Annotated in this window: 25 protein-coding genes; 9 read left to right on the top strand and 16 right to left on the bottom strand. The window is 72.1% G+C overall.

Features of this window, described 5'->3' with window-relative positions:
- Positions 1-34 precede the first annotated feature (34 nt).
- Entirely contained in the window at positions 35-592 is a 558-nt protein-coding gene (locus ACIA8K_RS16085) for a TetR/AcrR family transcriptional regulator (protein WP_396059381.1), read from the top strand.
- On the opposite strand, the gene ACIA8K_RS16080 is transcribed toward ACIA8K_RS16085, so the two are convergent.
- Together ACIA8K_RS16080 and ACIA8K_RS16075 are read right to left on the bottom strand one after the other, a co-directional pair.
- Positions 589-1,251 (bottom strand): nucleotidyl transferase AbiEii/AbiGii toxin family protein, encoded by a 663-nt coding sequence (locus ACIA8K_RS16080; protein ID WP_396059379.1) that lies wholly within the window; start codon positions 1,249-1,251, stop codon positions 589-591. The two genes, ACIA8K_RS16085 and ACIA8K_RS16080, sit on opposite strands and share 4 nt — an antisense overlap.
- Positions 1,233-1,589 carry a hypothetical protein gene (locus ACIA8K_RS16075; RefSeq protein WP_396059377.1) on the bottom strand — a complete coding sequence of 119 codons (357 nt, stop codon included), beginning with the start codon at positions 1,587-1,589 and terminating at the stop codon, positions 1,233-1,235. The genes ACIA8K_RS16080 and ACIA8K_RS16075 overlap by 19 nt, the downstream gene beginning before the upstream one ends.
- A 147-nt stretch (positions 1,590-1,736) precedes the next feature.
- On the opposite strand from ACIA8K_RS16075, the gene ACIA8K_RS16070 reads away from it, so the two are divergent.
- Positions 1,737-2,453, top strand: coding sequence for a hypothetical protein (locus ACIA8K_RS16070; protein ID WP_396059375.1), 717 nt, complete (start codon positions 1,737-1,739; stop codon positions 2,451-2,453).
- 14 nt (positions 2,454-2,467) lie between these two features.
- Here ACIA8K_RS16070 and ACIA8K_RS16065 read toward each other — a convergent pair whose 3' ends face one another.
- On the bottom strand, positions 2,468-3,280 hold the full coding sequence (locus tag ACIA8K_RS16065) for an SDR family NAD(P)-dependent oxidoreductase (protein WP_396059373.1): 813 nt from the start codon (positions 3,278-3,280) through the stop codon (positions 2,468-2,470).
- Positions 3,277-4,842 (bottom strand): ABC-F family ATP-binding cassette domain-containing protein, encoded by a 1,566-nt coding sequence (locus tag ACIA8K_RS16060; protein WP_396059371.1) that lies wholly within the window; start codon positions 4,840-4,842, stop codon positions 3,277-3,279. The genes ACIA8K_RS16065 and ACIA8K_RS16060 overlap by 4 nt, the downstream gene beginning before the upstream one ends.
- Before the next feature lie 195 nt (positions 4,843-5,037).
- Between ACIA8K_RS16060 and ACIA8K_RS16055 the strand changes: the two genes are divergently transcribed.
- The gene (locus tag ACIA8K_RS16055) at positions 5,038-5,418 is read left to right on the top strand and encodes a VOC family protein (RefSeq protein WP_396059369.1); all 381 of its coding nucleotides are present in this window, start codon (positions 5,038-5,040) and stop codon (positions 5,416-5,418) included.
- A gap of 101 nt (positions 5,419-5,519) precedes the next feature.
- On the opposite strand, the gene ACIA8K_RS16050 is transcribed toward ACIA8K_RS16055, so the two are convergent.
- On the bottom strand, positions 5,520-6,626 hold the full coding sequence (locus ACIA8K_RS16050; RefSeq protein WP_396059367.1) for a hypothetical protein: 1,107 nt from the start codon (positions 6,624-6,626) through the stop codon (positions 5,520-5,522).
- A 223-nt stretch (positions 6,627-6,849) separates the two neighbouring features.
- Here ACIA8K_RS16050 and ACIA8K_RS16045 point away from each other — a divergent pair, with 223 nt between their 5' ends.
- Together ACIA8K_RS16045 and ACIA8K_RS16040 are read left to right on the top strand one after the other, a co-directional pair.
- Positions 6,850-7,674: an alpha/beta fold hydrolase gene (locus ACIA8K_RS16045; protein WP_396059365.1), complete on the top strand. Its 825-nt coding sequence runs from the start codon at positions 6,850-6,852 to the stop codon at positions 7,672-7,674.
- The gene (locus tag ACIA8K_RS16040; RefSeq protein WP_396059363.1) at positions 7,671-8,384 is read left to right on the top strand and encodes a GNAT family N-acetyltransferase; all 714 of its coding nucleotides are present in this window, start codon (positions 7,671-7,673) and stop codon (positions 8,382-8,384) included. Before ACIA8K_RS16045 ends, ACIA8K_RS16040 begins: the two co-directional genes overlap by 4 nt.
- On the opposite strand, the gene ACIA8K_RS16035 is transcribed toward ACIA8K_RS16040, so the two are convergent.
- The 3 genes from ACIA8K_RS16035 to ACIA8K_RS16025 all read right to left on the bottom strand — a co-directional run bounded on the left by ACIA8K_RS16035 (position 8,344) and on the right by ACIA8K_RS16025 (position 12,821).
- On the bottom strand, positions 8,344-10,476 hold the full coding sequence (locus ACIA8K_RS16035) for a hypothetical protein (RefSeq protein ID WP_396059361.1): 2,133 nt from the start codon (positions 10,474-10,476) through the stop codon (positions 8,344-8,346). The two genes, ACIA8K_RS16040 and ACIA8K_RS16035, sit on opposite strands and share 41 nt — an antisense overlap.
- A gap of 212 nt (positions 10,477-10,688) precedes the next feature.
- Positions 10,689-11,615 carry an AraC family transcriptional regulator gene (locus ACIA8K_RS16030; RefSeq protein WP_396059359.1) on the bottom strand — a complete coding sequence of 309 codons (927 nt, stop codon included), beginning with the start codon at positions 11,613-11,615 and terminating at the stop codon, positions 10,689-10,691.
- A gap of 12 nt (positions 11,616-11,627) precedes the next feature.
- Positions 11,628-12,821, bottom strand: coding sequence for an MFS transporter (locus tag ACIA8K_RS16025; RefSeq protein ID WP_396059357.1), 1,194 nt, complete (start codon positions 12,819-12,821; stop codon positions 11,628-11,630).
- A gap of 59 nt (positions 12,822-12,880) precedes the next feature.
- Between ACIA8K_RS16025 and ACIA8K_RS16020 the strand changes: the two genes are divergently transcribed.
- Entirely contained in the window at positions 12,881-13,885 is a 1,005-nt protein-coding gene (locus ACIA8K_RS16020; protein ID WP_396059355.1) for a winged helix-turn-helix domain-containing protein, read from the top strand.
- A 74-nt stretch (positions 13,886-13,959) separates the two neighbouring features.
- Here the strand turns inward: ACIA8K_RS16020 and ACIA8K_RS16015 are convergent, their stop codons facing one another.
- Both ACIA8K_RS16015 and ACIA8K_RS16010 read right to left on the bottom strand, forming a co-directional pair.
- The gene (locus ACIA8K_RS16015) at positions 13,960-14,778 is read right to left on the bottom strand and encodes a nitroreductase/quinone reductase family protein (protein WP_396059353.1); all 819 of its coding nucleotides are present in this window, start codon (positions 14,776-14,778) and stop codon (positions 13,960-13,962) included.
- Between the two features lie 188 nt (positions 14,779-14,966).
- Positions 14,967-15,362, bottom strand: a complete 396-nt coding sequence (locus tag ACIA8K_RS16010) for an NUDIX domain-containing protein (protein WP_396059351.1) — start codon at positions 15,360-15,362, stop codon at positions 14,967-14,969.
- Between the two features lie 134 nt (positions 15,363-15,496).
- Between ACIA8K_RS16010 and ACIA8K_RS16005 the strand changes: the two genes are divergently transcribed.
- Complete coding sequence (locus tag ACIA8K_RS16005; protein ID WP_396059349.1) at positions 15,497-15,910, top strand: DUF6924 domain-containing protein; 414 nt, start codon at positions 15,497-15,499, stop codon at positions 15,908-15,910.
- A gap of 230 nt (positions 15,911-16,140) precedes the next feature.
- Here ACIA8K_RS16005 and ACIA8K_RS16000 read toward each other — a convergent pair whose 3' ends face one another.
- The 3 genes from ACIA8K_RS16000 to ACIA8K_RS15990 form a co-directional block, all read right to left on the bottom strand.
- Positions 16,141-16,998 (bottom strand): bifunctional 5,10-methylenetetrahydrofolate dehydrogenase/5,10-methenyltetrahydrofolate cyclohydrolase, encoded by an 858-nt coding sequence (locus tag ACIA8K_RS16000; RefSeq protein WP_396059347.1) that lies wholly within the window; start codon positions 16,996-16,998, stop codon positions 16,141-16,143.
- A 104-nt stretch (positions 16,999-17,102) separates the two neighbouring features.
- On the bottom strand, positions 17,103-17,873 hold the full coding sequence (locus tag ACIA8K_RS15995) for a maleylpyruvate isomerase family mycothiol-dependent enzyme (protein WP_396059345.1): 771 nt from the start codon (positions 17,871-17,873) through the stop codon (positions 17,103-17,105).
- 10 nt (positions 17,874-17,883) lie between these two features.
- Entirely contained in the window at positions 17,884-18,828 is a 945-nt protein-coding gene (locus ACIA8K_RS15990) for a LysR family transcriptional regulator (protein ID WP_396059343.1), read from the bottom strand.
- Between the two features lie 69 nt (positions 18,829-18,897).
- Between ACIA8K_RS15990 and ACIA8K_RS15985 the strand changes: the two genes are divergently transcribed.
- A complete protein-coding gene (locus ACIA8K_RS15985; RefSeq protein WP_396059341.1) occupies positions 18,898-19,998 on the top strand; it encodes a DMT family transporter in 1,101 nt (366 codons plus the stop codon).
- A gap of 262 nt (positions 19,999-20,260) precedes the next feature.
- On the opposite strand, the gene ACIA8K_RS15980 is transcribed toward ACIA8K_RS15985, so the two are convergent.
- On the bottom strand, positions 20,261-20,995 hold the full coding sequence (locus ACIA8K_RS15980; protein ID WP_396059339.1) for an SDR family NAD(P)-dependent oxidoreductase: 735 nt from the start codon (positions 20,993-20,995) through the stop codon (positions 20,261-20,263).
- 101 nt (positions 20,996-21,096) lie between these two features.
- Between ACIA8K_RS15980 and ACIA8K_RS15975 the strand changes: the two genes are divergently transcribed.
- Entirely contained in the window at positions 21,097-21,936 is an 840-nt protein-coding gene (locus ACIA8K_RS15975) for a helix-turn-helix transcriptional regulator (protein WP_396059337.1), read from the top strand.
- Positions 21,937-21,947: 11 nt separating this feature from the next.
- On the opposite strand, the gene ACIA8K_RS15970 is transcribed toward ACIA8K_RS15975, so the two are convergent.
- Together ACIA8K_RS15970 and ACIA8K_RS15965 are read right to left on the bottom strand one after the other, a co-directional pair.
- Positions 21,948-22,919 carry an alpha/beta hydrolase gene (locus ACIA8K_RS15970; protein ID WP_396059335.1) on the bottom strand — a complete coding sequence of 324 codons (972 nt, stop codon included), beginning with the start codon at positions 22,917-22,919 and terminating at the stop codon, positions 21,948-21,950.
- A 63-nt stretch (positions 22,920-22,982) separates the two neighbouring features.
- On the bottom strand, positions 22,983-24,482 hold the full coding sequence (locus tag ACIA8K_RS15965) for an MFS transporter (protein ID WP_396059333.1): 1,500 nt from the start codon (positions 24,480-24,482) through the stop codon (positions 22,983-22,985).
- Between the last annotated feature and the right edge of the window lie 14 nt (positions 24,483-24,496).

Here is a 24,496-nt window from a genome sequence, read left to right as displayed (position 1 = left end):
CGAATCAATACAGTTGTATCGGGAAGGTGTGCGCGTGCCGAGGACAGTGGATCTGGACGCCCGCCGGCGGGAGATCGCCGACGCGCTGCTGCGGCTGGTCGAGGCGCGGGGCATGGCCGCCGCCACGATGCGGGAGACTGCGGCCGCGGCCGGGGTGTCGCTCGGCGCGGTCCAGCGCTGTTTCGCCACCCGCGAGGAGATGGTGCTGTTCGCGCTGACCAGGATCAACGAGCGTTTCCGGGTACGCGTGCTGGCCGCGGTCACCCCCGGCGCGTCCCCGCGTGAGGCCGCGACCACGCTTGTCACGGAGATGCTGCCGTTCTCCGAGCCGGCCCGGGCGGACGCGCGGGTGGCGCTGGCGTTCCAGGGCGTCGCGGCCGGAGACCCGCTTGTCGCGGCCGCGCTCGGCGTCGCACACAAGAACGCGCGCGCGTTCTTCGTCGGGCACCTGGCGCGGTTCGGCCGCACGCCGGTGGACGCGACCCGGCTGCTGGCGCTGATCGACGGACTCCGGGCGCCGCTGCTGCTCGGTCACCTCTCCCCCGCGGACGCGCACGACGCGATCGACGCGCACCTGTCCGAGCTGCTTTAGAGCGGCCACCCGGTGAAGCGTGTGCGCAGCTCGGCAACGTGATCGTCGGTGAGGCCGTAGGCCTTGAACTCACGGTCCGGCATGCGGTCCAGGCGCGGCCGGATCCGGGCGATGTCCTCCGGCTCGATCTCCGGGTCGACGGTGCGGGCCAGCCCGATCAGCGTCAGCGCGTCGGTGTCCCGCAGGAACGCTGCCACGTCGATGTAGTCGCGCGGCTCGGCGCGGGAGACGAGTGCGGAGACCTTCCAGGCGCGCAGGTCCGCGAGGTCCATCACCGGGCCGATCAGGTCAAGGACCACAGGTGAGCGGGCCCGGTGCAGCTCGCCGAGGCTGACCTGGATCGCGACGCCGGAGCGCTCCGGATCGGTGATCTCGAGTTCGGACAGGTGCTCGCCGAGGTAGCCGGTCTCGTCCTCGATCTCCTCGACGTGGAACCCGGCCTCGCGCAGTGCGTGCGTGACCAGCCGGGTCGCGGCGGGCACGCTGCCGGCGACGTCGGAGAACAGGTCCACGTCCTCGGTGGGCCGGTGGACGACGCCGTGGGCGATCAGCGCGAGGCCGCCGCCGAGGGCGAACCCGTGCCGGTTCGCCACGGCGAGCGCGATCCGGGCGATCCGTGCGTGGGCGGGGTGCAGCCGCATCAGGCCGCGGTCGGCCATGCCAGGTCGAGGGCGGGCGTGAGCTGCGGGAACCGGGCCTGCCAGGCTTTGCGGACGCCGCGTGGCAGGTGCAGATCGTTCCAGATGGCGCGCAGCAGGCGGGCGCTGAGCAGCGCGCGCAGCTCGTCGTGCCGGACCGCCTCGCGGAGCACGATCTCGTAGGCGCGGCCGCGGGACCAGGGGTCGTCGAGGTCGAAGCGGCGCTGGTCGGCGGCCTGCCAGACCATGCGGTGCGGGAGCTCGACGACGCCGGTCTCGGGGCCGCTGAGCTCGTCGAGCGCGGACACCACGAGCGCGTCGCGGCCGGGCCGGGCCGTCAGTCGGGTGGCGGGCGTCATGCGGTCATGGTAACCCCGGTGCCGAGCTGCGAAAAAGGTTGTTACCGCTGGGGCCCGTGGGGTGAGTGCGGAAACTGTCGGGCGGGCCTGGTAAGAATGCGCGACTGGACGTGTGTTCGACGCACGTCGACGAGGGAATGGAGTCCGATGGCTGCCGCAGGAGCCGCTATACGTGGCCTGACGCCGGAAGAGTTGCAACAGATCAAGCAGACGCTGGCGGGCGGCCGGAAGCCGAAGGTGATGTTCACCGAGTCCGCCGGCCAGATCGCGGGGCAGATCGGTCAGGTGATCGAGCTGCAGGACCCGGAGGCGTCCGAGGAGTACGTGGTGGTCCGGTTCGGGCGGGACGAGCTTCCGTTCTCCCCGGTCGATCTGGCCATCCCGCCGAAGGGCGTGACCACGCGCAAGCCGCCGGAGCCGGAGCCCGAGCCGGAGCCGGCCGCCCCGGAGCCGGAGTTCATGGTGGTCCGGGAGCGCCCGGCGCCGCCGAAGCCGATGCCTGTCGCCGAGGAGCAGAAGAGCGTGACCGACGAGACGCCCGAGGCGCCGAAGCCTCCGGTGAAGAAGGCGGCGGCGAAGGCCGTCAAGCCGAAGGGCCCGGCGGGTCTGACGGTGACGCTTGCGTACGAGGCCGGCGAGTGGACTGTCGCGGCCCAGCAGGGTGCGAAGGCGCTCGCCAAGCCGTACGTGGTGAAGCCGGTCGAGGCGCTGAAGATCGTCGCGCTGGTGGATGTGCCGGGCGTACACGAGGCGGTCGAGGCGATCCTGTCCTCGGAGCGGGCCGAGGCGGAGTCGCAGGCGGAGAAGCTGCGTGCGGAGCTCGCCGAGGTCGAGGCGCGGCTTGCGGAGTTACGGGACGTGTAGTCCCGATGTGCCGGTCACCGCATGTCGATGCGGTGACCGGTGATCCGGCGGGCGGCATCAGAGGTGAGCCAGGTGATGACCTCGGCGACCTCGTCGGGCTGGGCGACGCCGAGCCAGTGCGGATCGTCGTCGGCGTACCGCGCCACCTCGTCGTTGATCCAGCCGGTGTCGGTGATCGGCGGCTTGACCAGGTTCGCGGTGACGCCGAGTTGGGCGAGCTCGGATGCGGCGGTCATCATGTAGTTCTCGTGTGCGGCCTTCGCGGCGCCGTAGGACGCCTCCCCGGGGAAGCCCTGCGGCGAGCCCGAGATCAGCCCGACGATCCGCCCCCAGGTGGCGCCGCGGGCGACGTGCCGCCTGGCGAATTCCGCGATGAGCAGTGCGGGCGCCCGCGCGTCCACCGCGAACTGGTGGTCGAAGCCGTCCGCGGTGACAGGCGTGAGCGGCCGGCCGAACGTGTCCTTCTCGTGCGCCGCGAACGAGTCGCCGAGCCAGCCGCTGGCGTTGTTGACCAGGATGTCGACCGGGCCGCCGAGTGCACGCTCCGCCTTGTCGAACAGCCGCGGCCCGGCCGCCGGGTCGGTGAGGTCGGCCTCGATCGCCGCTGCGGTGCCGCCGTTGTAGCGGATCTTCTCGACGATCTCCTGCGCGTTACGGGCGCGGTCGGCCGCGTACCGCGCCGGCATTGTCGGATCCGGCCGGTGCGACTCCGGCGGCATGGCCAGGAAGGTGAGCAGCACCGCGTCCCCGCGCGCCGCGAGCGCCTGTGCCACTGCGGCGCCGATCCCCTGGTTCGCGCCGGTCACCAGCGCCACGTGCCCGGTCACAGTGCCACCTCCCGGCCGAGCCCGATCGCGCGGGCGAAGTAGGCGTCGTGGGTGACGACGATGATCGTGCCGTGGAACGCGCGCAGCGCTTCCTCGATCACGTCGAGCGCGTCGAAGTCCAGGTAGTTCGTCGGCTCGTCAAGCAGCAGCACCCGCTGCGTGGAGTTGACCATGATGGCGAGCAGCAGCCGGCGCAGCTCCCCCGCGGAGAGCGTGGACAGTGGCGCATCCCAGGTCTCCGGCCCGAACAGGTGCGCGTCCAGCAGCGCCTCCGCGTCGTCCGCGTAGACCGGCACGTGCGCCCTGAAGTGCTCGAACACTGTCGTCTTCGTCCGCAGCGTGTCGTGGGTCTGCGGCAGCAGCGCGACCGGCCCGCCGGTGACCTCGCCCGTGTCCGGCTCCAGCTGCCCGGCGAGCACCCGCAGCAGCGTGGTCTTCCCGGAGCCGTTCGGCCCGGTCAGGTGGATGCGTTCGTGGGCGTGCACTTCAAGATCAAAGTCGGTGATGAGGGTACGGACGGAGAGGTTCTTCGCGGAGAGTGCGGTCCCCTCGTCCGCCGGGAATGCGAGTGTCAGCGGCGGCCGGGTCTGCGGCTCCGCGATCCAGTGCGCGGCCTCCAGCTGCCGACGCAGGCGCCGCTCCCGGGCCTTCGCCTTCTTCGCCACCTTCTTCGCGTAGCGGCGCAGCTGGTCAGTGCCCAGGCCGCGGCGCACGGTCGTCTCCACGCCGAGCGCGTGGTCCCGGGTCCGGGCGATGTCCTCCTCCCAGCGGCGCAGATCCTTCTGCTGGGCCTCGTAGTCGAGCAGCAGCTTCTGCCAGCGCCGGGTCTTCTCCTCCCGGTAGGCGGTGTAGCCCCCCTCGTACCGCTGCAGGTCCGGATGGATGCCGTCCAGCTCGACGATGCGGGTCACGGTCCGGTCCAGGAACGCCCGGTCGTGACTGACCACGAGCAGCCCGCCGCCGAACCCGGCCAGCCAGCGCCCCAGCCAGTCGATGCCGTCCGCGTCGAGGTGATTCGTCGGCTCGTCAAGGATCAGGACGTCCGGCGTGGACAGCAGCACCCGTGCCAGCGTGAGCCGCGCCTGCTCGCCGCCGCTGACCCGGTGCAGCGGCGTGTCGTCCGCGAGATGGTCGATGTCGAGCCGCTGCCGGACCTCGGTGAGCCGGCTGTCCGACTCCCAGCCGCGCAGGTCACTCCAGCGCTCCTGCACCCGGCCGTACTCGGCGAGCACCCCCGGCGAACTGACCAGCCGCCGCTCCAGGTCATGCATGCGGGTCGTGACCTGGTGCACCTCGCCGAGCCCGTCCGCGAGAAACGCGCCGACGGTCTGCTCCGGGTCAGGGATCTGCTGGGCGAAGTAGCCGACAGTGCTGCCCGGCGTGGAGGTGACATGCCCGGCCTCGGGTGCGAGGGCGCCGGTAAGCACGCGCAGAAGCGTGGATTTCCCGGCACCGTTCGGCCCGACAAGCCCGATGCGGTCGCCGGCGCCGACCGTGAGGTCCACGCCCTCGAAGATCGGCTCAGAGGCGAACGAGACGGACAGTGAGACGGCTTTGATCATGCGATATCCCTGCAGGACGCGTGTCAGTCACACCGCGGCAGCCCTGATGCTGCTGGCGGCACGTCACGAACCCGGCAGAACTCACATGCTCCGCGCTCACTCCTCCCGGTCGGGGACTCTTGCCGGGATTCACCATGCCGTGCGGGCGGCGTGTGCGCAACCGCTTTTGTCGGACCCGCTTGTTAGCGTGACGTCATGTTCGATCACCTGGGCGTCCCGGTCGCGGACGTCGAGCGCTCCCTCGCCTTCTACCTGGGCGTCTTCTCCCCCATCGGGCTGCGGGAGGCGAAGCGGTTTCCGGTGCCGCCGTCGTTCGTGGTCGGCCTGGCCATCGCGGACGGCGAGGCAGGTTTCTGGCTGAGCCCCGCCTCGGGCGGAGAGACGCGCGAGCTGCACATCGCGTTCACCGCTCCCGGCCGCGCCTCCGTCGACGCCGTCCACAAGGCCGCGGTGGCCGCCGGCGCCCAGGTCCTCCACCCGCCACGCATCTGGCCCGAATACCACCCCGGCTACTACGCCGTCTTCCTCCGCGACCCCGACGGCCACAACGTCGAGGCCGTCCACCACACCTTCTGACCGCCGCCGTGTCGCTTGGTAGGAAGCGTGCCGCCCGCCGCCTGACCACGTAGCTATCGGTCCGGCGGCGGCGTATTCCACCTGTTTCACTGACCAGCAGTTCACGTGCGGGCAATGGCGTCGATGTTACGAACGGCGGCGTCAAGGCGGTCCAGTTCGTCGCGATAGGGCGCCAGGCGCCCCGCCAACGACGAACCGAGCGCCTGCTCCTGGGTCAGCGGAATCGGTGTGTCGATGGTGATCTCCGTCGCTACGGTGAGAATCTCCTCGATCTGCGACTCGTCGTACTGCAACTCCGCAAGCATCGCAGCGCCGCGCACGGCCAACTCGGATCTCACCGTGGCGAGGATTGTTCCGGCGTCGGGTGTCTCCGTCTCGGCCGGAAATGCGTGACGGAGGTCGTCCCAGGCATGCTGCACGGTGCCGTCCTCATCGCTGAGGACGTCGATGATGCCGCGCCCCCTCGCGATCTCCTGCCGCATTGCCCCTGCCTGATCGGCGAGCCGGGAGGCGAATTCGTCCACTGACTCCGCCGGGTTCCCGGCGGCAAGTGCCTTGACCTCCTCAATGGTTCGCTGCGCGGCGGCGTTGGTGCGGTCCAGGTCGGAGATGGCGGTGAGTACCCGCACGAACGGCAGGGCGGGAAGAGGTATGGCGGACAGATCCTCAACTGTGTGCCGCACGACACGGGCTCCGGACATGGAAGCGGCCGTAGGCTGAGCCGAACCGGTGAGTGCTGGTGTACGTAACCGGCGGGCAATTATCACCATGAGCACCCCAGCCAGTACGAAGGCCACGCCTGCAGACGCCAAGAAGACACCTGCTACCGGCAGTACCGCACCGAGCGAGCCGATTCCGATCAGAGTGCCGCCTAGCCCGAAGTAGATGGTGGAGAGGTCATCAGCCATCGCGGCCCCCTCCGATCGACTCACGCCGTCGAACGGGTTCAGCCCGGCAAGCCACACACCGAGCCTCTGACGAAGACCCTCAACGGCGAGTTGATTCCCCTCGGCTTGCAGGACGAGGCCGCACTGCAACAAGCACGCCCAGTGTCGTGTCTCCGCCTCCGCGCCGCAGGCCAATGCCCTCCCCACGGTCGGTGCCGGCCCCATGCACTCGATAAGCCACATGTGTATCGGCGGGCCGCAGGCGTTCTGACAGGCAAGAAACGCGTTCCACGCGCCCTCCCATTGGTCGGATGACTGCATGGGGACTCCATTCACGACGAAGTTTTGGACATCGTGTTCCGCGCCGACCGATCGGTGTGTGCGGCGTCCTAGATCTGACGCGGTCTGTGGCCGCGCGATCGTTCGTGGCGGGTTGGCGGGTCGGCTGAGGACGATCGGGCCACCCGTTCCGGCTGGGCGGTCTTCCATGTCGTACCGGGGAAAAGGTGTTGCGGTGGGGGCTTTGGGCGATAGCGTTTGGGCGATGCTTGCCTATGAAACGATTCGAGACGGCGGCGAACCGATCGTCGCGCTTGCCGGCGGCGCTGCGCGTCACCCCGACTACCTGGGGGATCTCGCCGGCGTCGGCGGGGACGGCTATCAGCTGGTCGTGCCGCACCTGCGGGGTGTCGGCCGGTCCGCTCACCTGACGCCTACCTCGTTCTGGGAGCAGGCAGCGGACCTCGACGAGCTGCGCCGAGAACTGCACAGCGACAAGCTGATCATCGCGGGGCACTCCGCCGGGACCCGTCTCGCGCTCGCCTACGCGGCACAGCATCCGGACCGGGTGGCCGCGCTCATCCTGATCACACCGCCGGCCACCTGGCTGGTCCCGGTCCCGTCCGATGCGGAGACGCTCATCGCACCCCGGCGTGGCGACCCGGTCGTCGACTACGCGCTCGCGGTCTGGGAGGCGGGTCCCGCCCCGGTGACGGGTGACGACGCCGCGGATGACGCGCTGCTCACCGACTGGTTCCGGGGCGCCGCACCGGTCAGCTACGCCTCGTGGGGGCCGGTCGAGCAGGCGCACGCGCAGGTCGGCACGGTCAGCTACCGGGCGAACCGAGCCTACCTGAGCGGTGTGACGCCGCCCGACGACCTGCCGGCCCGGCTGGGTGCGGTGGACGCGCCGGTGCTTGTCATCGCCGGTGGGAACGACTACTCAGTCGGGGTTGCGCCGGTGCTCGCGGTCGCGGATCTGTTCCCGCACGGCCGCGCGGTGACGATCCCGGAGTGTGGCCACTACCCGTGGGTCGAGCAGCCGGACCTTTTCCGTACCACTGTGGACGAGTTCCTGGCCCGCAGATGAGCGGATGGGCACCCGTCACCTGGAGCGCGGAGCAGACCCGTGACTGGTGGCGGCGCTGGACCGCCGCGCCCGAGGTGTCCGGCGCCGAGTTCCGGGTGATCGCGGAGCACGACGACGGCAGCTGCATCGCATTGTGGCTTGTCGACACCGTACCCCCGGTGGTGCTTCTGGGGGCTGACGGCACTGCGGCGATGATCGCGTCCTCCCGGGAGGAGTGGGACGGCACGTCGACGCGGCCGCCGCTGGCCTCGGACTTCACCGACTACGCCCACCAGTTGTCCCCCGCCCCTGCCGTGCGCACCGCCACCCCGGACGACGCCGAGGCGATTCACGATCTGATCACCACCATGGGGTACGACGTGCCCGCCGCTTCCGTCCGCGACCGCCTCCGGGCGCTCACCGGCCCGCACGTCGTGTTCGTCGCGGTCGCCGGGCACGGTCGGATCGTCGGCTGGGCGCACGTGCTGATCACGCACAGCCTGATCGCCGGCACCCGCGCCGAGCTCGGCGGCCTGGCCGTCTCCGCGGAGAAGCAGGGCGCCGGCACCGCGCTGCTGACCGCGGCCGAGCGCTGGGCCGCCCGCCACGGCGCCGCCGCCATGCACGTCCGGTCCGGAAGCACCCGCACCGGCGCCCACCGCTTCTACGAGAAGCGCGGCTACACGGTCGTCAAGACCCAGCTGGCGCTGACGAAGCCAGTTCGATCGTGACCGTGCCGTCCGGGCCGAGCGTGGCGGTCCCGCTGACGGTGTAGTCGACGGTGCCGGTCTCGTCCGCGCCGTCCGGCATCATCGCCCGGTACTCGACGGTGCCAGGCGTGGTCGTGACCAGGTCGACGCCGCCCTGCGTGGCCGCACGCAGCTCGACCTGGGCGGTGCGCTGCAACGTGTAGCGGGCGCTGCGCGCGAAGAAGATGTGTGCGGCCCGCAGGTCGAACGGGCAGTCGAACATGAACATGTCGGTCCGGGCCGCGCACGCGCTCAGCCGGTCGTCGAGCGCCCGCTTCACCAGTTCCCGGGTCTGCTCGGACATCCGCGCACCAGGCGCGGCCGTGGTCGCCCCGCCCAGCACCAGCAGGGACGTCCGCTCGGCGGAGAACGTGCCGGCCGGGTCCGCCAACGCCATCGGGTAGCGGGCCGGGAACGCCGCGACAGTCACGCCGCCGTCAAGCGTCACCCCGCCGACCGTGACCGGGAGCGCGGAATCAGGCGTCACGGTGCCGAGGCCTGACACGACCCGCCACTCGTCGAACACGTCGTACCGGCGGGCGCCCGCGGCCAGCGCCATCGTCATCACCTGCGTCTCGCCGCCGAGCGTGAACGACGCGGTGACGGTCGCGGTTCCGCCGTCGACGGTGCCGGTTACGACGCGCACGTTCTCCGGCCGGTCCACGCCGGGTGCGCGCAGCACCGCCCCGGTCAGCAGCGGCCCGCCGGGACTGTCACCGCGCAGCGCGAGCGCGGCCGCGGCGTCACCTGCGGACACCGCCGCCAGGTAGTCACGGGCGGCCCGGTCCGGCCCGAACACCGACCTGTTGGTGAGCACGACACCGCCGACCGCGAGCACGGGCAGGACAAGCGTTGCGGCCACCGCGGTGACCGCCCAGGCGCGGGCGCGCGCGGTCCCGTAGAGCAGCGCCCGCCAGGACGGTTCGGCCGGCGTCAGCAGCCGGCGGGACACCAGCGCGAGATCCCCGGCGACGTGCACTGTCAGCGCGAGCAGCACACCCCAGACCAGACCGGCCACGGCGGCGCCGGCCGGTGCGGGGCCGGCGCCGGCCAGCGCGGCGAGCACGACCGCGGCCGTGGTCACGGCGGTGGTCGCAAGCGGCCTGCGGGGCGCGCCGACCGGGCGGGACAGGGCATGCCGCACGGCGGCGACAAGCACAGATCCCGCGGGTACGAGCAGCAGCAGCGTCCACCACGACGGGTCGGTGACGAGCGAGACCGTGCCTGCGGGTTCGGCCGCGACCACCCGCACACCGAGCAGCGCGAGGACCAGCGACGGCAGCACGGTCAGCGCCGTACCCGCCTGCGTGGGCGAGCTGCCGGTGACCACGGCCAGCACCGCACCGGTGAGGCCCGCGCCGATCAGCAGCGTCACCCCGAAGCGGCCGGCCAGCGCGAGCGCGTCGGAGACCGGGCGGACCACGGCCCGAAGTCGCTCCGGCGCGGCGGCCGGGCTCGCGGTCGCGCGCGCGACGAGCGTCACGACCAGGACCAGCGCGAAGGTCACGGCCGGCACCGGCGACAGACCGGCCGCGAAGCCGACCGCCCCGGCAACCGCGCCCGCCGTGACCACGGACCGGGTGACAAGCGCCCCCAGAGCCGGGGACGGGCGGCGGCGCTCGTCGCGCATCGCCAGGCCCGCAAGCGGCCCGGCGATCCCGGCGGTGAGCAGGATCGGCATCGCGTGAAGCGTCACGCTGCCCAGGTCCACGCCGGCCGGCCCGCCGCCCAGCGCCAGGCCGATCGCGGCCACGGCCGTGGCAAGCCAGTCCGAGAAGTAGGTGGGCGGCGCGGACGCGGGCTGCTGCACCATGATCAACGCGACGACCGTGGTGACCGCGGCCAGCGCAGCGGCAAGCACCACCGCGGCGTGCCAGACGCCGGAGAACAGGTGCGGCCAGTGCAGCGAGCCGTCCTCGTCGGGGTCTGTCGGCCCCGGCCCGGCGACAAGCAGCGGTTGCGGCACGGGCAGCCGGTTGACCGGCGAGTTCTGCCGGGACGGCGGCACGACGAGCACCCCGTCGAGCACTGACGTGCGGCCGCCGATCGCGGTCGCCTGACGCCGTCCGGGCAACGCCGTGGACCTGCCGAATCCGGCCCCGCACCGCCCGCACCGCATCGCGGTGTCCGACGGGCGCGGCGCGCCACACGCTGAGCAGAGCATTCGGGCACCTCGCGTGCTGATCGCAGATCCGGGTCGTCGGAGCATTCGGCAGGCGGGCGCCGTACCTGAGTGCCACGTCCGCGGGCCGGTCGCGAGGGCCTGCTGCGCAGATTGCCGCGCGGTCAGGCGACCGCACGTGTGTCGCGGGGCGTCTCGCCGAACTCCCGCCGGTACGCGGTGGTGAACACCGCATGGCTTGCGAATCCGCACGCGTACGCGATCTGCGCGATCGACCGCCCGCCCCAGGCCGGACTGCCCAGCCTGGTGCGGGCCAGCCGCAGCCGTTCCGCGCGGATCAGATCGCGCGCGGTGGTACCGGCGTCCCGCAGCACGTCCTGCAGGTAGCGGGGTGACCAGCCCAGCGCACCGGCGATCACGGCGATGCTCAGCTCCGGCCGGTCCGCGTGCCGGCGTACGTACCGGCGGATCTCCTCCTCGACCCTGGCGCGCTGCCCGGCCGGTGCCGTGTCGGTCCCGCCGTCCGCCGCGTAGAACAGCAGGTCGAGCAGCTGCCCGCCGGCGAAGTCGAACGTCGTCTCGGTGAGCTGCGCGCGCTCCTCGTGCAGGGTGAGGGCCATCCGCCGGATCAGCCGCCCGAGCCCGTTCGCGCCGTCGACGGCCGGTGGGGTGCGCGTGGCGGCGGGACTGCGGCGCTCGACCTCCACCGCGGGAATGATCATCGCGATCGACACGAAGTCGGCCGCGTGCGCGAACGCCACCGGCCGGTCGATCTCGCAGAGCGCAAGCGCGCCCGGCCCGATCTGCGCCGCAGTGCTTCCCTGTTCCACCCGGGCGGTCCCGGCGATCGGCATGAGCAGCTCGAACGTCCCCCGAGGGTCGGCCCGGATGTGCCGGGGCTGCCTGGTGAACTCCTCCCGGACGTTGCCGCACAGCACCATGCCGAACGTCGCCGACCGCTGCCAGTCCAGTCGCCCGGCCCACGGCCCGTCATCCGCGACAGTCAACCGGCTGCTGCCGTGCAGGTCGAGGAAGGTGTCCTGCCACGCACGCGCGGCCGGGATCGAACCGGGCGGATTCCAGTCGTACATGCCGAGATCTTTTCACCCGGAGGTCGCGAGCCCGGCCGCCACGGGGGCCGGCGTGCGCAGCCCGGCCGCGAGCAGCAGCGTCACCCCGATCGACAGCACCGCCATCACGCTGATCCCGGTCGCGGCCGAGCCGGTCACCTCGGCCGCGACCCCGCCGATCCCGGCGCCGACCGCCTGCATGCCCATCATCAGCGACGCCTGCAACCCCAGCGCCTGCCCGCGCAGCTCCTCCGGCGTCAGCTCGATCAGCCGCTCCTGAAGGACAAGCGTTCCCGAGTAGCCGACGGACGCGACAGCCGTCAGCGCCACCGCGAGCCACAGCGGAATCCCGGCGGCGAACAGCAGGTACGGGACCGCGAGCAGCAGTCGCAGGGCGGCCCCGGCCCGCTCCCGCCACTCCTTCGGCAGGAACCGCCCGGCCAGCACGTCCCCGCACAGCATGCCGAACGCGGCCGCGGCGAGCAGGATCCCGGCGTGCGACGGTGCGTACGGCACGAACAGCGCCTCGCAGCCGACGATCAGGCCGTTCGGCACGCACAGCGCGGCGAACACGTACCGGCGCGGCACCGACGACAGCAGCCGCGCGTTCGCCCGCCAGGTCGCGGCCACGGACGGCCGGCCCGACGCGCGCGGTGGACGGCGGCGCAGCCCGGCGAACGCGATGAGCGCGCCGGTCAGCTGGCAGGCGGCGGCCAGCAGGAGTACGCCGTACGCCGGGACCAGCGCGAGCAGCACCCCGCCGACCGCGAACCCGACGATCTGCACCGACCCGCCCGCCATGTTCAGCACCGACCGGCCCAGCAGATAGCCCTCGACCGGCAGCACGTCGGTGAGCAGCCCCAGCCGTACGCCGCCGCCGACGGACGCGACCAGGCCCATCACGCCGAGGACTGCGAACATCGCGGGCAGCGGCAGGCCCGGGATCGCGAGCACGGCCAGGCACAGGCCGGACAGCGCGGCCACGGTGGCGAGCGCGCCCCGTGGCGGCACCCGGTCCGCGACGGACAGCAGCAGCGTGGCGCCGAGCAGTTGGGCGAGCGCGGGACCGAACATGCTTATCGCGCTGAGCAGCGGCGATCCGGTTCCGGCGTAGACAACTGTGGCGAGCGCGAGCCCGCCGATCGTGTTCGCGGACGCGCCCGCGCACGCCACCGCGAACAGCGGGGCGAACTCGGGCGTCCGGAACAGCGCACCATACGTCTGCATGATCGGCAGTCTGGGCGGTCAGGAGAAACGCCGGTTAATCTTTCGCGGGGAGGCGAAACGTGAGCTGGTGGCAGGTCGACACGGAGACGCTCGCGGGCGCGAGGTTCGTGATCTCGGCGCGCGCGGAGGCGACCGGCGCGCTGCTGCGCCTGCACAAGGGCCTCCACGGGTACGGCCCGCCGACGCTCCTGCCCGGCGAGCGCGAGTTCCTCGACGCGCACGCGGACACGTACCACCGCATGCTCACGACCCGGCCCGACCTGAGACTCGTGCTCGCGACGGCGATGCGACCCGGCTGGCTTGCCGATTTCGTCTCCCCGCCGCAGGCGGAGACGGAACGCCCGCTCGCGGACGAACTCGACGACATCCGGAACCTGCCCGACGACCGCACCCGCGACGACCTGGCCCGCGCGCTCGCGGTCACGAACGGGCCGCCGCTGCCGGACGAGATCCGCCGCCTCTCGCCCGGCCCGCTCGTCGCGGAGGTGCTGGCCTGGGTGTGGGAGACGACAATCGCGCCGGACTGGCCGCGCCGCCGCCGGATCCTTGAGGCGGACATCGTCGCGCGCACCCGGCAGCTCACCCAGGGTGGCTGGGTGGCCGCGTTCGCGGACCTGAAGGCGGACATGCGCTGGCTCGGCAACGGCCGGCTGCAGGTCAACGCGGCGCCCTACGCGTCCCGGGACGTCTCCGGCACCCAGCTGCTGTTCGTGCCGATCACCACAGGTCACGGCTGGGTGGCTTGGGACGAGCTCGACGCGAGCCGGCACACGATCGCCTACCCCGCGTCCGCGCCACTTGCCGCAAACGGTCCCGCGCACCCGGTCCCGGACGCGCTCGGCCGCCTGCTCGGCCCGGTCCGCGCCACAGTGCTGACGCTGCTCGACCCGCCGAAATCGACCACCCAGCTGTGCGCGCTGACCGGCCTCGCGCTCGGCACCATCGGCCGTCACCTGGGCATCCTGCTCGACGCCGGCCTGGTGCTGCGCCGCCGCGCCGGCCGCACCGTGCTCTACTCCCTCACCGCCGCCGGCCGCGCCCTGATCACCGCTTCACAGACCTGAAAGCCTCCGGGGGTACGCGGAGAGCGCCGCACCCGGGGCGGACGTCTGCCCGCCCCGGGCCTGTGCATACGGTCTTACGCCGGCGCGCTCAACGCCGGCACGATCGTCTCCTCCTCATAGCGCAGATGCGCCTCCAGCTCGGCGATAAGCGCCTCCACCTGCGGCAGCGGGTTGTCGGTGCGAATCGCGGCCTCCAGCTCGCCGATCAGCCGCGCCACCGTCTCGTGCTCGGCCCGCAGCCGCTCCACCACCGGCGCCAGCTCCGGGTTCTTCACGAGCACGGCCGGGAAGATGCCGAGATCCTCGCCCCGGTGGTGATTGTGCAGCCCACCGCAGAGCGCCAGGCAGTTGATCCGCAGTTGCGCGCCGATCCGCGGCCCGGCGCCGGCGACCTCGTTCCGGATGATCGCCAGCTCGCGCCGGAACGAGTCGTGGATCGCCTTCAGCGTCTCGCCGAACGAGTTACCGGCCCGCGGCGGCCCCTCCTGTGCGTTGCGCAGCGCCACGACCGGCAGCACCCTGCTGGTCTTGCGCTGGTAGTCGCCGTAGCCGGGCTGCACCTCGACGATCCGGGCGAAGACACGGTCCCGCTCCGCACCCCCGAGCACCTCCGCGACACCCGGGTACGTGAAGATGCCGTCCTCGATGGTGACGTCCGGATTCGCCCGGACGTTGTGGTACCAGGCCGGATGGGTGTCCGCGCCGCCGGCCGAGGCGATGACAAGCAGCCGGTTGCCCTCGTCCGGCACGAAGCCGAGGATCGTGGTGTGCGGGCGGCCGCTGCGGGCGCCGATTGTGGTGAGCAGCAGCAGCCGGGAGTCGCCGAACATGGCGACCCGGCCCCGGTTCGCCCGGAACTCTGCGATGTTGCTTGTGTTGAAGTCGTAAGACACGCGCGCTGTAACCCCTGTCTGTTCGCGGCGCTCGGAAGATGTCGAGGCGAGGCAACACAGACAGGACGGGCGGGCTTCTCGCCCGCCGGTGGATCACGCGCCGGCCGGGCGCCCGATCCGGTAATGGCCAAAGGCCGACCCGGCAGTCACGAGCGGTGACTCTAGCGGGCTTCGCCGGGATCGCGCAATCACGTGAGCAGACCGGCCTTGTGTAGATGGCCGAAGATGACCTGATCGACAGCTGACGTCCGCGCCCGGTCCGCGAATCCGAGCCACACCACCTCCGCGATCTCCGCCGCCGCGGTGAGCGTGCCTGTGTAGTCCGCGGTGTAGCAGGTCATCCGCACCGTCACGTCAGACGCGTGCCCGTGCGCCCGCGCCTCGAACACGCCGGCCGGTGTCGCGCTCGCCGGGTCGATCGTCACTGTCAGCTCCTCGGCGATCTCCCGGACCAGCGTGTCCACGTCGGACTCGCCCGCCTCCCGCTTCCCACCGGGGAAGTAGAAGACGTCCTTGCCGTGCGAGCGGGTGCTGAGCACCCGGCCGTTCTCGACCCGGAGCCAGGCGACCTTGTCAATGAGCATTCTTCAACCTTACGAGGCGGCGCGGCGTCCCGGTCCGCCGGAGGGTGCGCAGCTCACCGCGTTGTACGCTGGCGCCCACCCCGCCCGGCGGGGTGATTTTTCACCGCACCTGACCCGATTTCCCCGAGGACACGATGACCCTCCCGATCCCCCCGGACGCGCAAGGCCTGCTCCTCCGCATCGATTTCGCGGACGACGCGGCCTGGGACATGTTCCGGAAGACGCTCCAGCGGCACCTCGACGACTACCGCGCGTCGATGCTGTTCGTCAGCGACCGTGCCTACGAGGGCCTGACCCCCGGCGGCCTGATCCGCCTCGCCGACGGCGACGAGGATCTGGCGTTCGCCTTCCTCGCCGACGACGAGACGCTCAACGATCCGGAGTACCCGGTCATCGCGGTCGACCTGGCCGACGAGCCCGGCCGCGCGTTCCGCGTGATCGCCTCCGAGCTGTTCAGCGTCCAGACGAACCTGGACCTGGCCACCACCGATTTCGCCGGCTTCGCCCGCGCGGCCGGCCGCGACGGCGTCTACCGCGGCGGCATGTAGCGACCCGCCATCGTCGATGCAGGTGCCTCCGCAGCGCGGGGACACCTGCAGCGTGGCCCGATCGCCGCCGCGAGCGTGCTTGTCATGACACGCCGGCCGCCGGGCCTCGAACAGGATGCGGCGGCAGTCCCGCGCCTTTTGCTCTCAGGGCGACCGGCGACGAGGCTGCCAGCCCGCGGGAGCATGCGGGCTGGACCCCGGCGAAAGCGGGAATATCCGCTTCTAAAGGTTTAGGCCGTGGCGCGTTCCGCGGCGGCGACCGCGTTGCGGAACAGCATGGCGACTGTGGTCGGGCCGACGCCGCCGACGCGCGGGGTGATGGCGCCGGCCACGTCCGCGCAGGACTCGTCGACGTCGGGGAGGATGCGGCGGCCCTCGTAGCGGACGCCGCCGCCGACGACTACCGCGCCGGGCTTGACGTGCTCGGGCTGGATGATGCCGGGTACGCCGGCGGCCGCGATCAGGATGTCGGCGCGCTGGGTGTAGCGGGCCCAGTCCGGGACGCCGGTGTGGACGACCGTGACGGCCGCGTTCGCGGTGGGGCGCTTCTGCGCGAGGAGCATGGCGAGCGGGCGGCCGAGCGTGGCGCCGCGGCCGAGGATGACGACCTCACGGCCGGAGACCGGGATGTCGTGGAAGGCCAGCAGCGCCTCGATGCCGGCCGGCGTGCAGGGCAGCGGGCCGGGCAGGCCGATCGCGAGACGGCCCATGTTGAGCGGGTGGAGGCCGTCGACGTCCATGTCCGGGTCGAGGACCTGCAGGGCGCGATCGTAGTCGAGGTGGCCGGGGATCGGGTACTGCAGCAGCAGCCCGTGCACGTCCTTGTCGTCGTTGAAGCCGCGGATGACGCGCTCCAGCTCGTCCTGCGTGGTGTCGCCGGGCAGGTGCGCGTGCGGGGAGACGAAGCCCAGCTCCGCGGCCTGCTTCTGCTTGATCCGGATGTAGCCGGCGCTGGCGTCGTCGTCACCGACCAGGACCGTGGCGAGCGCGGGCGTCACGCCCTTGGCCTTGAGCGCGGCCACGCGGGTGGAGACGTCGGCGAGGACGGCCTCGGCGACCGGCTTGCCGGGAAGAAGTCGAGCGGACATGACGGCTCCTGCACCCGTGGGCGCCCAGGCGGTCGACACCCCACGAATGAGCTCCCCGATGGTCGCTGCCATCCCCGTGCCGCCAGTCGCTGTCGGACCCCAATCTACAGGGTGGTGGCGCGCGACCACTGGGCGACCAGGTCCGGCGAGCCCATCACGGTCGGGGCCGGTATCCGGTGCCAGAGGTAGAGGTACAGCTCGGAGATGCCGCCGAGGACCACCGCGTCGCCGTCGGCGGTGCTTGTCACGCGCCGCCAGAGCGGGCCGGAGCGGCCGAGGTCGACGCGCCAGATCTCGCCGGTGTCCGCGGCCGCGAGGATGAGCGTGCCGGTCAGCGGCTCCTCGCCCGCGGGTTTCAGGCGGCGCAGGATCGCCGGGTGGTGAAGCATCACGCCGAGGAACTCCTCGATGCCGTCCCGGGCCACGGCCGCGTCGACGCGGGACGGCAGGCGCAGCGCCTCGGCCGCGTCCACGCCGTGCACGACCGCCTCGTGAAGCATCCGGCGCGGCCAGCCCGCGGCGCGCCGGTCGTGGCCGAACGTCCACACCGGACGGTCCGGGTCGGTCGACTCCAGCGTGGCAAGCAGTTGTTGCGCGCCGAGCAGCAGCCACACGGTCAGCTCGCCGGCGTCGTGCGGGACGTCCGCGGCGAACGCGTCGAACGGCAGCCGGCGCGGCATCCCGGACGCGACCATCGCCTCGGCCCAGCGGTGGGTGGCGCCGATGTGCCCGGAGAGCGCGCCGAGGTCCCAGCCGGGGCAGGCCGGGACCGGGGTGGCCGGATCCGCGTCGGCGACCAGGTCGACGAGGTGCCCGACGGCGCCGCGCAGGGCGGCCAGGTGGCCCGCATAGTCCAGGCCCACTTCCGTGCTCATTCGCAGAAACCTACCGGGGTACGGCCGGTCGCTGCCAGGTCAGCTGATCGTTCAAGGCGCGCATGCGGGCCGCGACCAGGTCAGCGACCGCCCGGACCGCCGGGGAGAGCACCGCGTCCGGCCGGTGGGCGATCGCGAACGTCTCGTAGCGCCGGGGTCGCAGTGGTGCCCAGCCGAGCCCGTCCGGCACCCTGTCCCCCTGCGCGTGAAGCACGCCGCGCCAGGTGACGGTGTCCGCGAGGCCGCGGGCGGCGATCTCCAGCGCGGTCTCCGGGTCCTCGACCTCGACGCGCGTGGTCAGCTGATGTCCGGCGCCCTGCAGGTCGCGGGCGAGCATCCGGCGGGTGGAGTCGTCGTCGCGCCAGCTGACGTCCGGGAGCACCAGCTGCGCCGCCGCAAGCCGGGCCGGGGTGATCGCCGCGCCGAGCCGGTCCGGGTCCGCGCTGACGTAGACCAGCTCGTCGCGCATGACAGGCGTGACCGCAAGCCCTTCGGTGGACGAGCCGGACAGTGCGATCACCGCCGCCTCAAGCGTGCCGCGGCGCAGTTGGGCGGCGATCTGCGCGGAGTTGAGCCCGGCGAGTTCGAGCCGGATGCCGGGGTGGCGGTCAAGCACGTCCGCGACCAGCCCGGCGCCGAGGTAGAGGCGGGCGGTGCCGAACACGCCGAACCGGACCGTGCCGGTGAGGACCTCGCGTACGCCGGCGACCGCGCGGGCACCGGCGTCGACCGCGGCCAGCGCGGCGGACGCGTGCGGCTGGAGCGCGTGTGCGGCCTCGGTGGGGACCAGGCCGCGGCCGGCCCGCCGGAAGAGACGGGCGTCGAGGCTCTGTTCGAGCGCTTTGACCTGCTCGGACAGGGACGGCTGGGCGTAGCCGAGCGCGGCCGCGGCGGCGGTGAACGAGCCGTGCTCGACGGTGGCAAGGAAACACCGGAGCTGATGCAAAGTGACCAAGGTTTTTCCTTCAGACGGTCAAGGAAACCAAGGCTACCTCTCTAGATCGTGTCGGCTTAGCGTTGTGCCATGGGTTTTGTGTTGTGCCTGGTCTCGGCTACCGGGTTCGGTCTGGCGCCGCTGTTCGCGAAGCAGGCGTACGCGGGTGGCCTTTCGGTTACCACGATGTTGACGGCGCGGTTCGCACTCGCCGCGCTGCTGCTCTGGATCATCGTGGCGGTCCGGCGCCGGCCGATCCGGATCAGCGCCCGCACGCTTGCGCTCTGCGTGGGGCTCGGCGCGGTCGGCTACGCGGTGCAGGGCGCGGCGTACTTCGGCGCGGTCGCGGTCATCGACGCGTCCCTGGCCGCGCTGCTGCTCTACACGTACCCGGCGCTGACCCTGGTCCTGGCCGTGGTGCTGCGCCGGGCACGGGCCGACCGCCGCCGCGTCGCCGCGCTGGGGGTGTCCGCGGCCGGGCTGGTCCTGCTGCTCGGGCTCTCAGGTGCCGGCGCCGACGTGCTCGGCGTCGTGCTCGCGCTCACCGCCGCCGGCACCTACGCGATCTACCTGACCGTGTCCGAGTCGCTCCCGGCCGACCTGGACCTGTTCCTGCTGACCGCGATCGTCTGCACGTCCGCGGCGGTCAGCCTCGGGATCGGCGGCGCGGCGACCGGCGGCCTGCACGCCCCGGACGCCGCGTCCGCCTGGATCTGGGTGGCGGTCATCGCTGTCGTCGGCACGGTCCTGCCGATCGCCGGGATGTTCGCCGGTGTGCGCCTGGTCGGCGCGTCCACGGCCGCGATCCTGTGCGGGCTGGAACCCGCGATCACGGTCCTGTCAACGTCGCTGGTGTTCGGCGAGCGGCTGACCGCGGCGCAGCTGGTGGGCGGCGCCGCGATCCTGGCCGCGGTCGTGATCCTTCAGCTGCCGGCGCGCAGGGCCGCGATGAACCACTCGAAGACCGGCACCTTCGGCGTGAACGGCTCCCAGCCGTTGAGCGTGCCGAGCAACGCCCAGTACCGCTCCACCCGCGCGTCCGAGAACAACGCCATCTCGTCCGCGAGCGTGCGGCGGGCCTCGGCGTCCAGGTCACCGGCGACCTCCCGGACGATCTCCTGGCCGCGGGCGGAATCCGGCGCGACGCCCTCGTCAAGCGCCGCCGCGGACAGCGTGGTCAGCCTGCCGTAGTCGTAGTCGCCCTGCGCGACCGGCCGCGGCTGGGTACCCGCCACCGCCATCTCCCGCGTCCGGGCCCGGAAGTCACCGGCAACCCGGCCCGGCCAGCCAACTGCCCGATCGTGTACAGCTCGTCGGTCACACGGATCAGCCTGCGGCTTCCAGCGGCTGGAGAGTCAACACCAGATCATTGTCCCGCCTCCGCGGTGGTCCGGTTCCGCGAGCTCCCGCGGCCGTCTGATCCGTGGGCGGCCGGGAAGACCCCGTCCGGTCCTCAGCGCAGCCGGGTGGCGAGGATGCCGCCGTCGACGTCGAGCGTGCTGCCGTGGATCATCCTGGCGTCGTCGGAGGCGAGGAACCGGACCGCGGCGGCGATGTCCTCGGGGCGGATGACCACACCGGCCGGGGTGCCCGCGGTCTGGTGGTCGAGGACCTCCCGGAACGCCTCGTTGCCAGGGGTGAGCGTGACGCCGGGCGCGACAGTGTTGACGCGCACGCCCTGCGGGCCGAACTCGGCGGACCAGGTACGGGTCATCTGCTCCAGCGCGGCCTTCGTGGCGGTGTACGCCGCGGCGAACGGGACGCCGACCCGGGCCATCCAGGAACCGATGTTGATGATCACCCCGTCGCCGCGCGCGGCCATCGCGGGTGCGAGCGCGGCGACGAGCACGTGCGGCGCGCGGACGTTCACGGCAAGCATCGCGTCCAGGTCGGCGTCCGCGAGCGCGTCCGTCGGCGTGGCCGGGTAGATGCCGGCGTTGTTGACCAGGATGTCGATCCGGCCGCCGAGCCGGGCGGTCGCCTCGGCCGCGAGGTCACGCAGGCCCTGGTAGTCGCCGGCCAGGTCGGCCGGGACGAAGACCCCGCCGATCTCCGCGGCCAGTGTCTCGCCGCGTGCCGTGTCCCGGCCGCTTACCGCGACCAGGATGCCGGCCTCGGCGAGCGAGCGGGCGATGGCGGCACCGATGCCGCTTGTGGAGCCGGTGACGAGGGCAGTTGTGCTGTTCATGTGCTCAGGAAACGCCCGGCTGGTGGGGGTGCGCCAGAGTCCATCCAACCTGGGCACGGCATGACCACCCAGGTCGCGCGCCGGGTCCGTACCCTCGACGGATGGCCCGTGATCGAGCGGAGCTCGGTGCGTTCCTGCGCGCCCGGCGCGCGCAACTGACCCCCGCCCAGGCGGGCATCCAGGAGTTTCCCGGTCCGCGCCGGGTGCCGGGGCTGCGCCGGGAGGAGCTGGCCGTGGCCGCGGGCCTCAGCCCGGACTACTACAGCCGCGTCGAGCAGGGGCGGCAGGCGAACATCTCGCGCGAGGTGCTTGACGCGCTGGCCCGCGTACTGCGCCTGGACGACGTCGAACGCGCCCACCTGCACGATCTCGCCGCACCAGGCAGGCCGGTCCGGGCCACCGGCCGCCCGCAGCGCGCGGACCCGGGGCTGCTGCGGATGGTGACCGCGCTCGACCACCTGCCCGCGCTGATCCTCGGCCGGCACAGCCGCATCCTGGCCCGCAACGACCTGCTCGCGGCCGTGCTCGGCCACCCGATGACGCCTGGTACGTCGCTGGTCCGCTGGCTGTTCCAGGACCCGGCCGCCCGGGAACGGATCGTGAACTGGCCGACGTTCGCGCGGGCCACTGTCGCGGCGCTGCGCCGGGAGACCGCCCGGGACCCGCACGACCGGGCCACGCACCGGCTGATCGCTGAGTTGCGCGCCACGGATCCGCTCGTCGCGGCGTGGTGGGACGACCACGGCGTGCGCGAGTACGCCTCCGTGGTCAAGCATCTGCGGCACCCGGCCGCCGGCGACCTGCACTTCGACATCGAGGTGATGGCCGCCCCGCACGAGCCCGACCAACGGCTCATCGTGTACACCTGCCCGCCGGAATCGGACACGGCCCGGCTGCTTCCGATCCTCGCGTCCTGGGAGACGCCGTCGCTGTCGCGCTGATCATGTGGTTCTCAGGCGGTGAGGATGCGGGCGGTCCAGTCGGCCAGGGCTGCGATGGCGGTCCGGGACAGGGCCGCCTGCGGCATCATGGAGGTGAAGCCGTGGAAGGCGCCGGGCCAGACGTGCAGTTCGGCGTGGACGCCGGCTGCCCAGAGTCTGCCGGCGTAGGCGACCGTTTCATCGCGGAAGACCTCGGCGCTGCCGCAGTCGAGGTACGTCGGGGGCAGGCCGGACAGGTCATCGGCGCGCGCTGGTGCGGCGTAGACGGACACGTCGCCACCGCCGCTTCTGTCGCCCAGATAGGCGTTCCAGGCGAAGCGGGTCATGGCCCGGTCGGCGACACCTACGCCGTCGATCTGCCGTGTCGAGATGGTGGAGTCGCTGTCGTCGAGCATGGGTGAGACGAGGATCTGGCTCATGATTGCGGGGCCGTTGCGGTCGCGGGCCATCAGGGCGGTTCCCGCTGCCAGGCCGGCGCCGGCGCTCTGCCCGACGAGCACGATACGTTCGGGGTCGATGCCCAGGGTGCCGGCATGCGACGCGGTCCAGACAAGGCCCGCGTAGCAGTCCTCGACCGGGTAGGGGTCGGGGTGTTCCGGGGCCAGGCGGTAGTCGACGCTGATCAGGACGACATCGTGGGTGAGCAGCCAGTCGTCGTACGAGTCGAGGTTGCCCAGGTAGTGCCCGAACATCATTCCGCCGCCGTGGATTGTGTAAAAGCAGGCGGCAGGCTCCCCGGTACGCCCGGCCCGCTGGATGACCGCCAGGTCGATGGGGTCGCCGAGGTGGCCGGGAACGGTGACGGTACGGCGTTCGAGTCCGCGGGCTCGCAGGTTCTCGTCGAGCTGTGCCTCGCTGATCTCCAGGGCCCGCATCCGGGGCAGCATCTCGGTGGTGAGCACGAACGGGCCGTGTTGCTGCATCCCGGTCAGGAACGTGGCCAGTTCGGGATCGAACGGCGGGCGGGCGATGGTCTCGGTCATGGCGGAACGCTTCTTCCTGTCGGAACTGTGGACGGTTCTCATGCGCGGGCCGGCCGTCTCCGGTCAGGCAGACGGTGTGGCGGCGTGCTGCGCAGCGGTGGGCGCCTGCGGGTCGGTGGGTACCTGCCGGGAGCGCAGGATGCCGAAGCCGACCAGGGCGGCGGCCACCACGGTGAGGGTGAGGCCGGCGATCTGCACCGCGTCCTGGAACTGGGTGCTCTGCGCGGTGTTCCAGGCCGGTGCGGTGAGGCTGCCGGTGAAGAGTGCGGCGAGGATGGTTCCGGTAACGGCGATCCCGATCCCGGAGGCCAGTTCGCTGCTGGTGTCGACCAGGGCTGCGCCCATGGAGGTGCGATTCGGTGGCAGACCCTGCAGGACGTTGTTGCCCGCGACGGCGCCGACCACCCGCATTCCGGCTGCGACGAGCACGAGCGCGACGACGATCCACGGGTAGCCGAATCGGCTCAACGCGCCGAACACGGCCAGGCCTGACACGACCGCCACGGCGCTGAGCCAGGCGGCCCGCTGCAGGCCGGCGCGCGTGACGAACGGGCCGACGAGGCGGCCGCCGGCCAGCAGCACGACTACCTGCGGCAGCATTCCGAGGGCTGCGGCGGCCGGTGACCACCCCCAGGCGAACTGCAGTTGCAGCGTCACCAGGTAGCTCAAGCCCGCCACGGCCAGACCTGCGGCAGCCTTGTAGGCCAGCCCGCTCGACACCATCGGCCGGGTGACCAGGGCCAGGTCCAGCAGCGGGTGATGCGCCGTCCTCTCCCGCCAGGTGAAGACGACCGCTGCCACGATCGCGCCGGCGGTCACGCTCCAGGGTGCCAAGGAGTGGCCGCCCTGGGCGACGAACAGTGTCGGTGCGAGCAGGGCCAGCACGATTGTCGCCGTACCGAGCACGGCACCTGTGACGTCGATCGGGTCTCGGTGCAGGCCGCTCGCGGTATCGGCGCCGACGCCGAGGCGGATGCCGATGAAGGCGAGCGCGGCGATCGGCACGTTAATCAGCAGCAGGGCCTGCCACCCGGTCACCGCGAGGAGGAAGCCGCCCGCGGTGGGGCCCAGGGCCAGACCGACCAGGCCCGCGGTGGAGATGACGGTCAGGGCGCGGACCCGCAGATCGTCGGTGTCGAACAGCCGGAAGGCCAGCGCCATCGACCCGGGCGTGGTCATCGCCGCGGCGAGCCCCATCACGGCCCGGATCGCGATGAGTTGCCCGGCGGAGGTGACCAGGACTGTCGCGCAGCTCGTGGCGGCGAGCAGGACCAGGCCGGTGAGCATGACCCGCCGCCGCCCGAAGCGGTCGGCAATCGCGCCGAACAGCAGCATCGCGCCGCCGAACACAAGCGAGTAGGCGCCGGTGACCCACTGCAGCCCGCTCGCGGAGGCCTGCAGGTCGCGGCCGATGGTGGGCAGGGCGACGTTGAGGATCGAGTTGTCGAGCATCTCGAAGAGGAACACCGCGGACAGCCCCGCCAGGGCGATCCACACGTCGCGCAGGGACCGGTGGGCTGTGGGGGCGTGAGCGGGGATGTCAGGCTGTGCAGTGGTGGTCACATCCACTAAACTAA

This window comes from Catenuloplanes sp. NPDC051500, assembly GCF_044454585.1.
Lineage (GTDB): Bacteria > Actinomycetota > Actinomycetes > Mycobacteriales > Micromonosporaceae > Catenuloplanes.
The sequence above is the reverse complement of the archived record's forward strand: the minus strand, read 5'-3'. Positions and strand labels throughout refer to the sequence as shown.

What these genes read in the sequence shown, in the direction of transcription:
- ACIA8K_RS16080 (WP_396059379.1), bottom strand. Translation starts at nt 1,251, where the DNA reads ATGGCCGACCGCGGCCTGATGCGGCTGCACCCCGCCCACGCACGGATC.
- ACIA8K_RS16075 (WP_396059377.1), bottom strand. Translation starts at nt 1,589, where the DNA reads ATGACGCCCGCCACCCGACTGACGGCCCGGCCCGGCCGCGACGCGCTC.
- ACIA8K_RS16070 (WP_396059375.1), top strand. Translation starts at nt 1,737, where the DNA reads ATGGCTGCCGCAGGAGCCGCTATACGTGGCCTGACGCCGGAAGAGTTG.
- ACIA8K_RS16060 (WP_396059371.1), bottom strand. Translation starts at nt 4,842, where the DNA reads ATGATCAAAGCCGTCTCACTGTCCGTCTCGTTCGCCTCTGAGCCGATC.
- ACIA8K_RS16055 (WP_396059369.1), top strand. Translation starts at nt 5,038, where the DNA reads ATGTTCGATCACCTGGGCGTCCCGGTCGCGGACGTCGAGCGCTCCCTC.
- ACIA8K_RS16050 (WP_396059367.1), bottom strand. Translation starts at nt 6,626, where the DNA reads ATGCAGTCATCCGACCAATGGGAGGGCGCGTGGAACGCGTTTCTTGCC.
- ACIA8K_RS16045 (WP_396059365.1), top strand. Translation starts at nt 6,850, where the DNA reads ATGCTTGCCTATGAAACGATTCGAGACGGCGGCGAACCGATCGTCGCG.
- ACIA8K_RS16040 (WP_396059363.1), top strand. Translation starts at nt 7,671, where the DNA reads ATGAGCGGATGGGCACCCGTCACCTGGAGCGCGGAGCAGACCCGTGAC.
- ACIA8K_RS16030 (WP_396059359.1), bottom strand. Translation starts at nt 11,615, where the DNA reads ATGTACGACTGGAATCCGCCCGGTTCGATCCCGGCCGCGCGTGCGTGG.
- ACIA8K_RS16025 (WP_396059357.1), bottom strand. Translation starts at nt 12,821, where the DNA reads ATGCAGACGTATGGTGCGCTGTTCCGGACGCCCGAGTTCGCCCCGCTG.
- ACIA8K_RS16010 (WP_396059351.1), bottom strand. Translation starts at nt 15,362, where the DNA reads ATGCTCATTGACAAGGTCGCCTGGCTCCGGGTCGAGAACGGCCGGGTG.
- ACIA8K_RS16005 (WP_396059349.1), top strand. Translation starts at nt 15,497, where the DNA reads ATGACCCTCCCGATCCCCCCGGACGCGCAAGGCCTGCTCCTCCGCATC.
- ACIA8K_RS16000 (WP_396059347.1), bottom strand. Translation starts at nt 16,998, where the DNA reads ATGTCCGCTCGACTTCTTCCCGGCAAGCCGGTCGCCGAGGCCGTCCTC.
- ACIA8K_RS15995 (WP_396059345.1), bottom strand. Translation starts at nt 17,873, where the DNA reads ATGAGCACGGAAGTGGGCCTGGACTATGCGGGCCACCTGGCCGCCCTG.
- ACIA8K_RS15985 (WP_396059341.1), top strand. Translation starts at nt 18,898, where the DNA reads ATGGGTTTTGTGTTGTGCCTGGTCTCGGCTACCGGGTTCGGTCTGGCG.
- ACIA8K_RS15980 (WP_396059339.1), bottom strand. Translation starts at nt 20,995, where the DNA reads ATGAACAGCACAACTGCCCTCGTCACCGGCTCCACAAGCGGCATCGGT.
- ACIA8K_RS15975 (WP_396059337.1), top strand. Translation starts at nt 21,097, where the DNA reads ATGGCCCGTGATCGAGCGGAGCTCGGTGCGTTCCTGCGCGCCCGGCGC.
- ACIA8K_RS15970 (WP_396059335.1), bottom strand. Translation starts at nt 22,919, where the DNA reads ATGACCGAGACCATCGCCCGCCCGCCGTTCGATCCCGAACTGGCCACG.